This is a genomic window from Exiguobacterium sp. AT1b, assembly GCF_000023045.1.
Lineage (GTDB): Bacteria > Bacillota > Bacilli > Exiguobacteriales > Exiguobacteriaceae > Exiguobacterium.
On the sequence record NC_012673.1, the window covers coordinates 468,627 to 482,426 of the forward strand.

Genomic DNA, 13,800 nt, shown 5'->3' on the forward strand with positions numbered 1-13,800 from the left:
TCTTTCATAAAGTAAATAAATCTAAAAGTGATTGTTTCATCAAAAAAGACTAAGTCCCATCACGACTTAGTCTTCATGAAATGATTCAATTATTTTTAAACGATACGTAGGTGACGAAGTATGAGATGAACTCCGAGTTTTTCGGGCTTCGTTCACGCTCCGGTCGCCCTTCGAACATCTCATGATCGCGCATGCCGTTCTCCCATGCCGTCTTGATTGCATGACGCATCGCTCGTTCTACACGAGAGGATGTCGTCTCATGCTCTTTTGCGACCATCGGGTACAATTCTTTCGTGATGAGTCCGAGTAAATCTTGCCGTTCTCGCACGTAGATGACGGCTTGACGAATATACTTGAACCCTTTGATGCGCGGAGAGATTCCGAGTTGCTGAAGCAGGAGTGAGATTTCAATTTCTTCTGGCGTCATTCCGTCAAATTCTCGATTTGTCCCTTCTGACAATTCACGAATTTTCGTTAATAACTGTTGGATATTGAACGGTTTGACGAGGAAATAAGAGGCCCCGAGTTGCACGGCCTGTTTCGTCACTTCATCTTTTCCAAACGCACTCAACATGATCACTTCTGGCTTGTCATCACCTAATTCTTCATTTAGGCGTTGCAATACTCCGATCCCATCCAAATGCGGCATGATAATATCGAGTAAGAGTACATCCGGTTGGTGTGTCTTGACGACATCCAAGCATGTTTCTCCATCGTATGCCGTACCTACGACACGAAGATCAGGCTCAGATTCTAGTTGTCGGCTCAACAAATCGACGATTTCTCGATTGTCGTCCGCAATACATAATGTAATCACTTATGACACTCCTTTGATGAACTTCTGTTTTACTTGCTGTGACATCTCAAGTAATTCTTCGACGTGTTGCTTCGTCAAGTCTGTCATTTGAGCGCCAGCAATCATGCGACCCAATTCGTCGATTCGGCTTTCGCGGTCGAGGGACGTCACATTCGTTTTCGTCCGCTCGTTCGTTTCGGTTTTCGTAATGTAAAGATGTTGGTCTGCCATCGCAGCAACTTGTGCCAAGTGCGTGATACAGAGGACTTGAGAGCCGACAGAAAGTCGGAAGATTTTTTCACCCATCGCCTGCGCGACACGTCCAGAGACTCCTGTGTCGACCTCGTCAAAAATAATGGAGGCCACGCCGACCGTTCTTGAAAAGATGGATTTGAGTGCGAGCATGACACGGGAAAGCTCACCTCCTGAAGCGACTTTTGCGAGCGGCTTGAACGGTTCTCCAACGTTCGTCATCATGTAAAACTCCACGTCATCTAAACCATCTTGTTTAAGCGATGTGGTTTTGAAACGGACCTCGAACGCTGTTTTTTCCATGTATAGTTCTTTCAGTTCTCGATGAATCGCATGCTGAAGCGACTCCGCAGCCACCTTACGCGCTGAAGAGAGTCTCATACCAGCATCTCTTGCAATCTGCTCTAATCGTATGAGCTCATCTGAAAGCGTCTGTAAATGCTCTTCCCGGTTCGTCATCGACTTCAATTCATCCGATACTTGTTCGCCATAGGTGATGACTTCTTCGATCGTCGTCCCATACTTTCGTTTCAGTTGCTGGAAAAGAGCCAATCTTGACTCGATTTCATCCAATCGGATCGGGTCGAATTCGAGCGAATCCAACTGGTCGCGCAGTTGGAACTTGGCATCTTCTAACAAATAATAAGCGTTAGAGATGGTTTCCGATACAGACGACAAAGACGATGAGAGCTGTGACGCTTCTTCCATCTCACGCATTGCCACTCCAATTTGATCGAGTCCATTTGACTCCTCGGCAACCGCCTCATAGGAGAGACGAATGTGTTGATGAATACGTTCAAAGTTGGCCAATTCATCTCGCTCTTCTGTCAACGCCTGTTCTTCACCAACTTTTAATTCAGCCGCCTCGATTTCTTTCGTTTGAAACGACAAAAGATCCATTCGTTGAGCAAGCTCCTGCTCACTTTGACTGAGACGTTTCAATTCATCTGCGACTTGTTTCCAGGCAGCATATGCTGTTTGATATTCCTCTACTAACGGACTGATTTCTTTTTCGGCGAAATGGTCCAATATGCCAAGGTGAAATTCTGCATCCATTAAATGTTGATGTTCATGTTGACCGTGAATATCGACAAGGAGCCGCCCGAACTCCCGTAACGTCGAGAGCGGCATCATTTTTCCGTTCACACGGCAGACGCTCTTCCCGCTACTATGTAGGTCTCGACGTAAGATGACTGTCCCATCCTCGACATCGATGCCATATTGTTCGGCCGCTTCGATGACCGGGTGATCCGGTTCAATCATGAACAGACCTTCGATTTCAGCTTTATCTTGACCATATCGCACGAACTCACTTGAGCCACGTCCTCCAACAAGCAATCCAATCGCATCCAACAAGATCGATTTACCGGCACCTGTCTCACCCGTGAGCACAGTCATACCTCGATTAAACGGAATGTTTAATTCGTCAATAATCGCAAACTGTTTGATTGATAGTTCTGCTAACATACGTACGTTCACCTCATAACATTCCGAGTAGTCGATCGATGATTTGCTTCGCTTTCTCTTCGTCGCGTGCAATCATTAGAATCGTATCATCTCCACACACCGTCCCAATCAATTCATCCCATGATAGATGATCAATCAAGACGCCGATTGCATCAGCATTTCCCGGGAGCACTTTCATGACGACCAAATTTTGTGCAGAATCGACCGAGACGAAGCTGTCACTAAGGATTCGCTTCATTTTCCCGTATGGATTAAAGCGTTGATCGGCAGGCAGACTATACTTATATCGTCCATCGTTCAATGGGACTTTGACCAGATGTAACTCTTTAATATCCCGAGACACGGTTGCCTGTGTGACTGGATACCCCGAGCGACGTAGCTCATCCACCAACTCATCTTGCGTCTCGATTTCTCGATTCGTCACGATGTCTCGAATTTTAATCAATCGCTGTCCTTTGTTCATAAGCGCTGACACCTCATTTTTCGTTTCACATACACATTATCATTCTAAAGTATTGTCGAAAAAAGGTCTAGCATTCCAGGTGGGATTTCCACCATTCCCCATCTAGTAGACGAGTAAAGGAAAAAGCTACAGACAACGAGGTCTGTAGCATCATTTTATCCCTTCAGTTTGGCATGGGCCGCATTTACGACCTCTTCGACTTGTAGCGATGGCGAGACGCCACCTACTCCCGTATACCGAGCGAAGAGAAGAAACTCGATGTTCCCATCCCCTCCAGTGATCGGAGAGTAATCCAGCGCTTCGACAAAGAAGCCTTCCGATGCGAAGTATCGGACCATATCGCTCGCGACTCGTTCATGGACGTTACGGTCCCGAACAATTCCTTTTTTCCCGACATCGGCTTTCCCTGCTTCAAATTGAGGTTTGACGAGCGCCATGACGACACCGTCTTGCTTCAAGATTTGTTTCAGCGGCGGCACCATCAGACGAAGCGAGATAAAGGAGACATCAATCGTTGCGAAATCTGGTTGAATCGGGAACTGATCGGCCGTCGCGTGGCGGAAGTTCATCCGCTCCATGACGACGACGCGATCATCGCTCCGTAGCTTCCAGGCAAGTTGATTATAGCCGACATCGACCGCGTACATTTGAGTCGCGCCATTTTGAAGCGCACAGTCCGTGAACCCACCCGTTGATGAGCCGATGTCGATTCCGACTCGTCCAAAGACATCGAGCGGGAACACGTCGAGCGCTTTCTCGAGCTTCAAACCGCCACGTCCAACATAAGGAAGAACTTGTCCCTTCACTTCGAGAGGGATATCATCAAACACTTTGTCGCCCGCCTTGTCTAAACGTTCCGTCCCACTATAGACGAGTCCGGCCATGACCGACCGTTTCGCCTTTTCTCGTGTTTCAGCAAGTCCGCGTTCGACGAGCAATACATCTAATCTAGTTTTCTTTCTTTTTTCCATAATCCCTCACACATTCTGTCGATTTGTCTCCATGACGAACCGTTCAATCGATTCCGCCATTTGGGCTGGTCGAAGTCCAATCTCTTCTAGGAGCTGGTTGACACCGCCATGCTCGATATAACGATCCGGAATACCGAGACGTTGAATCCGCGGGAACGCTCCGGCTTCATTCGCGTGCTCGAGCACGCTACTTCCAAAGCCACCGGCGAGAGCAGCCTCTTCTAATGTTACGAGCGGAATCCCTTCTGCGTAAAGTGAAGTCAGCATCGCATCGTCGAGCGGCTTGATGGTACGACAGTTGATGACGCGCACACTGAGCTTCCCTTCCAATAGTGCTCGGACTTCGAGGGCGTCTTGCACTTGAGGACCGAACGTCAAGATGGCAACATCCGTCCCTTCTGCCTCAACTTCCCAATCATCGAGTGAAATTTCTTGAAGTGTCTCACTCATCGGCACACCGATTCCTTCACCACGCGGGAAGCGAATCGCAATCGGTCCACCATCGTAACGGAGCGCAGAATAGACGAGTTGTTGTAATTCTTCTTCATCTTTTGCCATCAAGATTCGAATGTTTGGCACGTGACGCATGAAGGCGATATCGAACACACCTTGGTGCGTCTCTCCATCCGCTCCGACAAGTCCAGATCGGTCAATCGTGAACACGACGTTCAAGTTTTGACGACAAATGTCATGGACCAGTTGATCGTACGCGCGTTGGAAGAACGTCGAGTAAATCGAGACGACCGGTTTCAATCCTTGTGTCGCCTGACCACCAGCGAGGGTGACCGCATGTTGTTCGGCAATACCGACATCAAACATGCGTTCCGGGAATTTCTTCGTAAAGCAATCGAGTTTCGAACCGACACTCATCGCTGGTGTGATGAGCGTCACCCGTTCGTCTGACTCCGCCACTTTCGTAATCGTCTCTGCGACGACTTTCGAATAGCTCGGTCCTTTCGGCTTCCCTTTGATGACTTCACCGGATTCAATCTTATAAGGTCCAAGGCCGTGCCACGTTCCGACACCGTCCAATTCAGCCGGACGATATCCTTTTCCTTTTTTCGTGATGACGTGGACGAGAACCGGACCGTCGATTTTCTTCGCGTACTCGAGCGTTTCGAGCAAATCTTTCAAATCGTGCCCATCTGTCGGACCAAAGTAAGTGAAGCCAAGTTCTTCAAAGAACGTTCCCGGGATAAGAGCAGATTTTAAGAGGTCCTTCACCCGTTCCCCGCTCCGTTCAAGTGAACTCCCGACGAGCGGGATGTGTTTGATGAGCGACTCCATTTCTTCACGAGCATGTTTCAGCTTGCGCGATGCCCGAATACGACCAAGCATATTATGCATCGCTCCAACGTTCGGCGCAATTGACATCTCGTTATCATTTAAAATGACAATCACGTTCTGTTTCTCGGCACCAATGTGATTGAGGGCTTCGAGTGCCATTCCCCCGGTCAATGCTCCGTCGCCGATGATTGCGATGGCACGATCGTTCGCGCGCCCTTTCAATTCGTTCGCAATCGCAATCCCCATGGCTGCCGAGAGGGAAGTCGAACTGTGACCTGTTTCCCACACATCATGCTCGCTCTCACAACGTTTCGGGAAACCACATAACCCATTGTATTGTCGGAGAGTATCAAACTGGTTCGTACGTCCTGTCAAAATTTTATGAACGTATGCTTGATGACCGACGTCCCATACGAGTTGGTCTTTCGGACTGTCAAATACACGGTGCAAGGCAAGCGTCAACTCTACAACTCCCAAGTTCGGCGCCAAATGCCCTCCCGTCACTGCCAATTTTTCAATCAAGAATCGTCTAATGTCTGAACCGAGCGATTCGAGCTCTGATACAGACATCCGTTTCAGGAACGACGGGTCTTGAATGGATGTCAAGTCCATAATGACCATCCTTTCTCCTCACATTTTACTGATTCGTACCTTACATTTTACAAGAATGTGACGGCATATGCCACACATTCCCCAAAACAAAGGTGACACGATGTGCTCATCGTGTCACCGAGGTCAATGATTACGTTTCACTACAAATGATAGCATCTCAAGAAGCAGCGGCGCTGGAACAGAAAGTGATTCGATTGCAGCTTGTGCCGCTTCCACTTCTTGGTCAAGAGCTTGCTTCGCTCCCTCTAAGCCGAGAAGCTTCGGATAGGTCGTCTTGTCATTCAACTCATCTGAGCCGACGCGTTTTCCGATCGTTTCTTCATCACCGACGACATCGAGAATATCGTCTTGAATCTGAAAAGCGATGCCGAGATGACGTCCGAACTGTTTGAGGTGCATGCGGTCTTCCACAGAAGCGCCTGCCAAAATCGCACCGGCTTCAAGTGCATAGACGAGTAGCGCACCTGTCTTCCGTTCATGAATGGATTGAAGCTCTTCAAGTGTGACGTCATTTCGTTTTTCAGCCAGCATATCATCCAACTGCCCACCAACCATGCCTGAGCTACCGGCCGCCAACCCGAAAATACGAATGATCTCGACGATATCTAGTGCAGAGAGTGGCATCTGTGTGAGAATACGGAATGCATCCGTCAACAAAGCGTCCCCCGCTAAAATAGCGGTCGCTTCATCAAACTGACGATGGTTGGTCGGACGCCCACGACGAAGGTCGTCATCATCCATGGCCGGCAAATCATCATGGATGAGTGAGTATGTATGTACCATCTCCAAACTCGCCGCCACTTCTCGTCCACGCTCGAGTGACATGCCATACGTTTCAAGGACGGCATAGACGAGAGCCGGACGAATGCGTTTCCCGCCAGCCTCTAAAGAATACGCCATTGCGTCTCGTAGACGTTTCGGCATCTCACTTGAATCAATGAGTTCCTGCATCGCCAGTTCGACGGCCCGTTTCCACTTGTTCAAGTCATCGGTGCGGTTCATGCGGATCCTCCTTTTTCACGAAGCGTCCCATCAAGCTCTAAAATTTCATCCATTTTCTTCTCGGCGGCAGAGAGTTTTGTCTGGCACAATGCAGACAAGCGGACACCTTCTTCATAAAGGGTCATCGCTTCCTCTAATGGGACATCACCGCTCTCGAGTTGCGCGACGATCTGTTCGAGGCGCTCAAGTGCCGCCTCAAATGTCTGTTCTTTCTTCGTCACCGACAATCCTCTCCTTCACCTCAGCGATCGCATGACCATCCCGAAAACGAATCGAGACGTCACCATCGCGTAATTGTTTCACGTTCTGCACATAGGCCCCATCTTGTTCGATGAACGTATATCCACGTGACAAGACGGCGAGCGGGCTGACTGCATGCAACCGTCCAACCTGTTGTGCAAATTGTAGCGTTGCTTGTTCTAATGGTCTCGTTCGACGGAGTCGCTCGACCATATGATTGACTTCGTCCCCTTGCTTAGACAACGTTTTTGAAAATCGCTTTACATCTAGCTGCTGTGACAACTGACGGAGCTGATGAGTGGCTTGGGTGAGATGTCGCCTCATCCCTTGCTCGAGACGGATTTCTGACTGGGCGAATCGTTCCCGTTTTTGAGAAATCGTGTACCTCGGCGATTTTAATCCATAACTATTGATCATCCGTTCCACGCGGCTCCTTGACTCATCCAACTGACTTCTGACAGCTTTGTGTAGATGGTTGTCTAAACGTTCTACATCTTTTCGCTGCGCATCAATCATCGCCGTAGCGAGTTCAGCCGCCGCTGTCGGAGTCGCAGCTCGAACATCGGCGACGAAATCAGAAAGCGTAAAGTCCGTCTCATGACCGACCGCAGAAATGATGGGAATCGTGGACGCATAAATCGCCTCTACCACAACATCCTCATTGAAAGCCCAAAGCTCTTCGATGGAACCGCCACCGCGACCGACGATGAGTACATCACAATCGGTGCGTTCGTTCATCCAGCGAATGGCCGACGCGACTTGTGGTGCCGCCATCTCTCCCTGTACAGCTACAGGTGCGAACGTGATGGCCACATGTGGCGCACGACGACGAAGTGTGGTCGCGATATCGTGTAGCGCCGCCCCTTTTGGAGACGTCACGATCCCAACGCGCTCTGGAAACATCGGGAGCGGTTTCTTCCGCTCGTCATCGAACCAGCCCATTTCCTCTAGTTCACGCTTTCTCGCTTCATATCGCTCAAACAATAGACCGATTCCGTCTTGACGCATCAATTCGACGTACAGTTGTACATCTCCCGTCGCTTCATACATCGTCACCTTCGAGACGGCGATGACTTTCATTCCATCTTTCGGTTCGAATTGAAGTTGTTTGGCATCGCGAGAAAACATGACGGCTTTCATCCGTGACGCGTCATCTTTCAACGTGAAATAACAATGACCGGATGAATACCGTTTAAAATTTGAGATTTCACCGATGACCGCGACTTGTCGAAGCAATACATCATCATCAAGTTGTCGCTTCACATACCGAACAACTTCAGAAACCGGAAGTGGATTAGCCACGTGATGCAACCTCGACCGTATTATGCATGAGCATCGTAATGGTCATCGGACCGACACCACCCGGAACTGGGGTGATGGCACTTGCCTTTTCCTTAACAGCTTCATAGTCCACGTCACCGACTAGACGACCTTCGACCCGATTGACTCCGACATCGATGACAAGCGCGCCTGGTTTGACCATGTCTGATGTGACTAGACCAGCGCGTCCGACCGCGACAATCAAAATATCCGCTTGTCGCGTCATCTCACCGAGGTCAGCTGTTTTCGAATGACAATACGTGACCGTTGCTGATTCATTCAAGAACAACATGCCTACCGGTTTCCCGACGATTTGACTACGACCGACGACGACAACGTGCTTTCCGGCGATCTCGGTTTGTGTTTTTGCGAGATGTAAGATACCGTGCGGCGTGCACGGAAGTAACGTATCCAGACCGAGCATCATCTTCCCGACATTCTCAGGATGAAAGCCATCGACGTCCTTTTCAGGGGAGATACGCATGATGACTCGAGATTCGTCGATGTGTTTTGGCAAAGGAAGTTGCACGAGAATCCCATGAACTTCCTCATCCGCATTCATCAAATCAATCAAGTCGAGCAATTCCTTCTCGCTAATCGTCTCATCAAAACGGAGGACTTGTGAATCGATTCCGATTTCTTCTGCCGCCCGTTCCTTCCCGCGTACATAGCTATGACTCGCTGGGTCATCCCCAATCAACACTACTTTTAATTTCGGTACGATGCCACGTGCGCGAAGTTCCGCCACACGCTCTTTTAACGTTTCTCGATATGATGCTGCCACTTGTTTCCCGTCGATCACTACTGCCATCTCTCTCATCCCCCGTTGTCTTTAGGTTTTTCTGTAGTTGGTCTGGTGTCTTATCTCTATTTTTTAGTCTTCTTTAATGATATTTCCGAGTACGCCATTCACGAGTTTACCGGCCTCTTCGTCTCCGAACGATTTCGCGAGTTCGACCGCCTCGTTAATCGTGACGTTCTCTGGAATCGTCTCGACGTATAACAATTCGAACGTTGCCATTCGAAGAATCGTACGCTCGACGTTTCCTAGGCGATCCAAGCGCCAGTTTTTCAAGTTTTCAACTAGTAATGCGTCGATATCTTCAATATGTTCTAGCGTCCCTGTGACGAGTTGTTCGTAAAACGGATCAGACTCTTCTCCATCCAATGCGAACTCGATTGCTTCGTCCACCTCTAATTTAGATACTTCGATTTGAAAAAGCGTTTGAATCGCTTTCTCTCGTGCTTCATGACGTTTCATTCAGTTACTCTCCTTTTACATGCTTTCATTGTGATAGTTTAGCATAAAGCACTCATAAATTCAGTACAAAAAACCAGGAAACCGAAATAATGTTCGGGCTTCCTGGTTCATGTTATTTTGCCAATGACATTTCTTTTTCAACGAATTTCGTATCGAACGTTCCAATACGGAACTGCTCATGTGCCATGACTTGTTGATGGAATGGAATCGTCGTTTTAATCCCCGAAACCGTAAACTCATCTAAAGCACGCAACATTTTCAGAATGGCCTCATCACGCGTTGGTGCATGGACAATCAATTTCGCAACCATCGAGTCATAGAACGGTGGGATCATGGCACCTGCATAGAGTCCACTATCGACACGGACACCCATGCCGCCTGGAACGATATATTGGTCAATTTTCCCTGCCATCGGACGGAAGTCCATAAACGGGTCCTCCGCATTGATTCGACATTCGATGGAATGTCCTGAGAACGTAATGTCCTCTTGTGAGATGGCGAGCGGATGGCCGAGCGCCACTTCGAGCTGCGCTTGAACGAGATCGAATCCTGTGATCATCTCGGTGACGGGATGCTCGACTTGAATCCGGGTATTCATCTCCATGAAGTAGAACTCGTTTGATTCCGGAACGTAAATGAACTCGATGGTCCCCGCTCCCGAGTACTGAATGGCTTTTGCCGCTTTGACTGCCGCATCCCCCATCAGTTGACGTGTCGTTTCATCAATGGCAGGTGATGGCGCCTCTTCGACTAGTTTCTGCATGCGTCGTTGGATCGTACAATCACGTTCACCTAAGTGAATGACATTGCCGAATTGATCAGCAAGAACCTGCACTTCGACGTGACGGAACGACTCGATGAACTTCTCAAGATACACGTCCCCATTCCCAAACGCCTGCTTCGCTTCTTTACGTGTCGCGACCAACCCTGAAACGAGTTCATCCTCGTCTCGAGCGACGCGAATGCCACGTCCTCCACCACCGGCTGTCGCCTTGATGATGACGGGATAGCCCATTTCACGTGCGAGTTCCATGGCTTCTTCGTCGGTGACGACCCCACTTGAACCCGGAACGACAGGAACACCTGACTCGATCATCGTTCGTTTGGCCTCATCCTTGATTCCCATTTTGCGAATCGCATAGCTGCTCGGGCCGACAAATTGAATCCCGCACGCCTCGCACATCTCGGCGAACTCGGCATTTTCAGCCAAAAAGCCGTAACCCGGATGTACCATCGTCGCATCCACGGCGCAGGCGACTGATAAGATATTTGGGATATTTAAATAGGAGTCCTTCGACGGATTCGGACCGATACAATAGGCCTCGTCAGCCAAATGAACATGTAACGCTTCACGATCTGCCTCAGAAAAGACAGCGACCGTCGGAATATTCAATTCTTTTGCTGCACGTATGATTCGAACCGCGATTTCCCCGCGATTAGCAATTAATAATTTCATAACGACCTCACTTCACGCTGAAGAGCGGTTGACCGAATTCGACGAGATCGCCATCGGCGACTAACACTTCTACGATTTCGCCACTGATTTCCGCTTCAACATCGTTAAACAGTTTCATCGCCTCTAGAATACAAACGATTTGTCCTGACTCGACACGGTCGCCGACGTTCACGAACGCTTCTTTATCCGGGGCCGGACGTGAATAGAACGTTCCGACCATCGGCGAGGTGATTGTACGATAAGACGCCTTTTCTTGCGTCGGTTCTTCTGTTTGTTCATTTACTTGAGGAGCAGGCGCAGGCGGTGCGAATGCTTGTGTCTGCATGATCGGCGCGCTCACTGTTTGTTGCGCTTCTTTCTTTAATGACAGTTTGAAATCAGATGTTTCAAGCTCCATTTCATGGACTGATGATTGGTCCAATAATTGAATAAGCTCTTTAATTTGATCGATTTGCATCTTTCTTACCCCCTGTTTATACCTGGTACTAATCTCTCCTTCACTATAACTGGTCAGACCAATGAATGCAACGAGAAAAAAAGAGCACCCATTCATTCGAATGAGCACTCGTAAGGATTAACCGTTATAACGACCCATGAACTCTCCAGTACGTGTATCGACTGTCACTTTTTCACCTGGTTCGATGAAAAGTGGCACTTGAATGACGTGTCCTGTTTCCACTGTCGCGTTTTTCTTCACGTTCGAGGCCGTGTCACCTTTTACACCCGGGTCTGCTTCGACGATCGTCAAGACAACGCTCGTTGGAAGCTCGATTCCAAGAATCTCCCCTTCGTAGTCCGCGATGCTGACTTCCATGTTCTCAAGCAAATATGGAAGTGCTGACTTGACTTGAGCGCTTGTCAATTCAAGTTGCTCGTATGATTCATTGTCCATGAAGACATACGTGTCGCCCATTGGATAGAGATATTGCATGCGTTTACGCTCGATGTGTGCGCGTTCGATTTTCTCTCCACCACGGAACGTCGTTTCTTGGATTGCCCCGTTACGCAAGTTACGCATTTTCGTACGAACGAATGCCGCGCCTTTACCCGGTTTTACGTGTTGAAACTCGATGACTTGCCAAATCGAACCGTCAGACGTTTTAACCGTCAATCCTGTTTTTAAATCGTTAACTGATACCATGTTGATTTCCTCCTAAATTCAGATGAAGCTTATGCCTCAATCGTAATTAACTCTTTTGGCGACTGTGTCAGACGGTAGCATCCGTCTTCTGTGATGACGACATCGTCTTCAATTCGGCAACCACCGACGCCATTGATGTAAATACCCGGCTCGATCGTCACGACCATACCAGGTTCGAGCACCGTTTCCGAACGGAACGATAATCCTGGGGCCTCATGCACTTCCATTCCGAGACCATGTCCTGTCGAGTGGCCGAAGTATTCGCCATATCCAGCTTCTTTAATAATATCGCGTGTCAACGCATCCGCCTCAATGCCAGTGATTCCGGCTCGTGTGCCTTCTACGCCAGCAAGTTGAGCACGGAGTACCGTATCGTAGATTTGACGCAACTCATCCGAAATCGGACCGATTGCAAGCGTACGCGTGATATCTGAGCAGTACCCTTTATAGTAAGCCCCGAAATCAAGCGTAACCAATTCTCCAGTTTCGATGACTTTATCGCTGGCCACACCGTGCGGTAGCGCCGAACGGAGACCCGAGGCGACAATCATGTCGAACGATGACGAGTCGGCACCTTTTGAACGCATGAACATTTCAAGTTCGTTCGCGACTTCTCTTTCGGTACGACCAGGACGGATGAACGTCTGGATATGGGCATACGCCGCATCAGCGATTGCCGCAGCTTCCTTCATAATCTTAATCTCTGATTCATCCTTAATCAAGCGCAGTTTTTCTACGATTCCAGACGTTTCAATAAGTTGAGCGTCCACTTCTTTTTCATAGGCACGATATTGCCCCACTGTCATCGCATCCTGCTCAATGCCAAGGCGCTTGATGGATTCACGTGACACGACATCTGCTACCGACTTGATGAGTGACGTATCAAGCTCGATGATGTCATACCCTTTCACTTGATCGTTCGCCTGTTCCGTGTAACGGAAGTCCGTGATAAAACTTGCCGAATTCGACGTGATGACGATGACACCGCTCGATCCTGTGAAACCAGATAAGTAGCGGATATTCTCACGTTTTGTGACGAGCAACGCATCAATTTCGTTTTCTTCTAACTGTGCTTGCAGTTTGTTTACGCGTTCAATCATGTCGATTCCTCCAATGTTCGATTAGTGCATGCATCGCTAACGTATAGCTCGTGAGTCCAAAACCGGTAATGACACCGATACAGACGGCAGCAAGTTTTGACTCATGCCGAAAGGTCTCGCGCGCATGCACGTTCGAGATATGTACTTCAACGACCGGGGCAGCGATAGCGGATATGGCATCCCGGATCGCAATCGATGTATGCGTATAGGCACCCGCATTCAATATGACACCCTCATAATCAAAAGCGTCATGTAGCGCATCAATTAAATCTCCCTCATGATTCGATTGTTTAAAGGTGAGTTCAACGTCTTCTGGAGCGCGCAACATCAGTTCTGCCGCCAATCCTTTCAACGACACATCGCCATATACATCCGGTTCACGACGACCCAGTAGATTTAAATTCGGTCCATTTAAAACTAAAATCCGCAACC

15 protein-coding genes are annotated in these 13,800 nt (G+C 48.7%); all 15 read right to left on the bottom strand.

What is annotated here, in order from left to right; genetic code table 11:
* Window positions 1–85: 85 nt before the first annotated feature.
* The 15 genes from spo0A to aroQ all read right to left on the bottom strand — a co-directional run bounded on the left by spo0A (window position 86) and on the right by aroQ (window position 13,798).
* Window positions 86–817, bottom strand: coding sequence for a sporulation transcription factor Spo0A (spo0A, locus tag EAT1B_RS02550; RefSeq protein WP_012726565.1), 732 nt, complete (start codon window positions 815–817; stop codon window positions 86–88).
* Complete coding sequence (recN, locus tag EAT1B_RS02555) at window positions 818–2,515, bottom strand: DNA repair protein RecN (RefSeq protein WP_012726566.1); 1,698 nt, start codon at window positions 2,513–2,515, stop codon at window positions 818–820.
* Window positions 2,516–2,528: 13 nt separating this feature from the next.
* Window positions 2,529–2,978 (bottom strand): transcriptional regulator AhrC/ArgR, encoded by a 450-nt coding sequence (gene ahrC, locus EAT1B_RS02560; RefSeq protein WP_012726567.1) that lies wholly within the window; start codon window positions 2,976–2,978, stop codon window positions 2,529–2,531.
* Between the two features lie 155 nt (window positions 2,979–3,133).
* The gene (locus tag EAT1B_RS02565) at window positions 3,134–3,949 is read right to left on the bottom strand and encodes a TlyA family RNA methyltransferase (RefSeq protein ID WP_012726568.1); all 816 of its coding nucleotides are present in this window, start codon (window positions 3,947–3,949) and stop codon (window positions 3,134–3,136) included.
* Window positions 3,950–3,955: 6 nt separating this feature from the next.
* Window positions 3,956–5,848: a 1-deoxy-D-xylulose-5-phosphate synthase gene (dxs, locus tag EAT1B_RS02570; RefSeq protein WP_193343261.1), complete on the bottom strand. Its 1,893-nt coding sequence runs from the start codon at window positions 5,846–5,848 to the stop codon at window positions 3,956–3,958.
* 123 nt (window positions 5,849–5,971) lie between these two features.
* Window positions 5,972–6,850: a polyprenyl synthetase family protein gene (locus EAT1B_RS02575; protein ID WP_012726570.1), complete on the bottom strand. Its 879-nt coding sequence runs from the start codon at window positions 6,848–6,850 to the stop codon at window positions 5,972–5,974.
* A complete protein-coding gene (xseB, locus tag EAT1B_RS02580; RefSeq protein WP_012726571.1) occupies window positions 6,847–7,071 on the bottom strand; it encodes an exodeoxyribonuclease VII small subunit in 225 nt (74 codons plus the stop codon). The genes EAT1B_RS02575 and xseB overlap by 4 nt, the downstream gene beginning before the upstream one ends.
* A complete protein-coding gene (xseA, locus tag EAT1B_RS02585) occupies window positions 7,046–8,392 on the bottom strand; it encodes an exodeoxyribonuclease VII large subunit (RefSeq protein WP_012726572.1) in 1,347 nt (448 codons plus the stop codon). Before xseA ends, xseB begins: the two co-directional genes overlap by 26 nt.
* A complete protein-coding gene (gene folD / locus EAT1B_RS02590) occupies window positions 8,385–9,221 on the bottom strand; it encodes a bifunctional methylenetetrahydrofolate dehydrogenase/methenyltetrahydrofolate cyclohydrolase FolD (RefSeq protein WP_012726573.1) in 837 nt (278 codons plus the stop codon). The genes xseA and folD overlap by 8 nt, the downstream gene beginning before the upstream one ends.
* 63 nt (window positions 9,222–9,284) lie before the next feature.
* On the bottom strand, window positions 9,285–9,671 hold the full coding sequence (nusB, locus tag EAT1B_RS02595) for a transcription antitermination factor NusB (protein ID WP_012726574.1): 387 nt from the start codon (window positions 9,669–9,671) through the stop codon (window positions 9,285–9,287).
* A gap of 112 nt (window positions 9,672–9,783) precedes the next feature.
* Window positions 9,784–11,127 carry an acetyl-CoA carboxylase biotin carboxylase subunit gene (accC, locus tag EAT1B_RS02600; protein WP_012726575.1) on the bottom strand — a complete coding sequence of 448 codons (1,344 nt, stop codon included), beginning with the start codon at window positions 11,125–11,127 and terminating at the stop codon, window positions 9,784–9,786.
* Window positions 11,128–11,134: 7 nt separating this feature from the next.
* Window positions 11,135–11,584 carry an acetyl-CoA carboxylase biotin carboxyl carrier protein gene (gene accB, locus EAT1B_RS02605; protein ID WP_012726576.1) on the bottom strand — a complete coding sequence of 150 codons (450 nt, stop codon included), beginning with the start codon at window positions 11,582–11,584 and terminating at the stop codon, window positions 11,135–11,137.
* A gap of 117 nt (window positions 11,585–11,701) precedes the next feature.
* Window positions 11,702–12,268, bottom strand: a complete 567-nt coding sequence (gene efp, locus EAT1B_RS02610; protein ID WP_012726577.1) for an elongation factor P — start codon at window positions 12,266–12,268, stop codon at window positions 11,702–11,704.
* Window positions 12,269–12,297: 29 nt separating this feature from the next.
* Complete coding sequence (locus EAT1B_RS02615) at window positions 12,298–13,365, bottom strand: Xaa-Pro peptidase family protein (protein WP_041918052.1); 1,068 nt, start codon at window positions 13,363–13,365, stop codon at window positions 12,298–12,300.
* Window positions 13,361–13,798 (bottom strand): type II 3-dehydroquinate dehydratase, encoded by a 438-nt coding sequence (gene aroQ, locus EAT1B_RS02620; protein ID WP_012726579.1) that lies wholly within the window; start codon window positions 13,796–13,798, stop codon window positions 13,361–13,363. The genes EAT1B_RS02615 and aroQ overlap by 5 nt, the downstream gene beginning before the upstream one ends.
* Window positions 13,799–13,800: the final 2 nt, after the last annotated feature.

Excerpts from the sequence above, each read along its gene's own strand:
- accB (WP_012726576.1), bottom strand. The coding sequence starts at position 11,584 with ATGCAAATCGATCAAATTAAAGAGCTTATTCAATTATTGGACCAATCA.
- dxs (WP_193343261.1), bottom strand. The coding sequence starts at position 5,848 with ATGGACTTGACATCCATTCAAGACCCGTCGTTCCTGAAACGGATGTCT.
- recN (WP_012726566.1), bottom strand. The coding sequence starts at position 2,515 with ATGTTAGCAGAACTATCAATCAAACAGTTTGCGATTATTGACGAATTA.
- nusB (WP_012726574.1), bottom strand. The coding sequence starts at position 9,671 with ATGAAACGTCATGAAGCACGAGAGAAAGCGATTCAAACGCTTTTTCAA.
- ahrC (WP_012726567.1), bottom strand. The coding sequence starts at position 2,978 with ATGAACAAAGGACAGCGATTGATTAAAATTCGAGACATCGTGACGAAT.
- accC (WP_012726575.1), bottom strand. The coding sequence starts at position 11,127 with ATGAAATTATTAATTGCTAATCGCGGGGAAATCGCGGTTCGAATCATA.
- folD (WP_012726573.1), bottom strand. The coding sequence starts at position 9,221 with ATGGCAGTAGTGATCGACGGGAAACAAGTGGCAGCATCATATCGAGAA.
- efp (WP_012726577.1), bottom strand. The coding sequence starts at position 12,268 with ATGGTATCAGTTAACGATTTAAAAACAGGATTGACGGTTAAAACGTCT.
- EAT1B_RS02565 (WP_012726568.1), bottom strand. The coding sequence starts at position 3,949 with ATGGAAAAAAGAAAGAAAACTAGATTAGATGTATTGCTCGTCGAACGC.
- EAT1B_RS02575 (WP_012726570.1), bottom strand. The coding sequence starts at position 6,850 with ATGAACCGCACCGATGACTTGAACAAGTGGAAACGGGCCGTCGAACTG.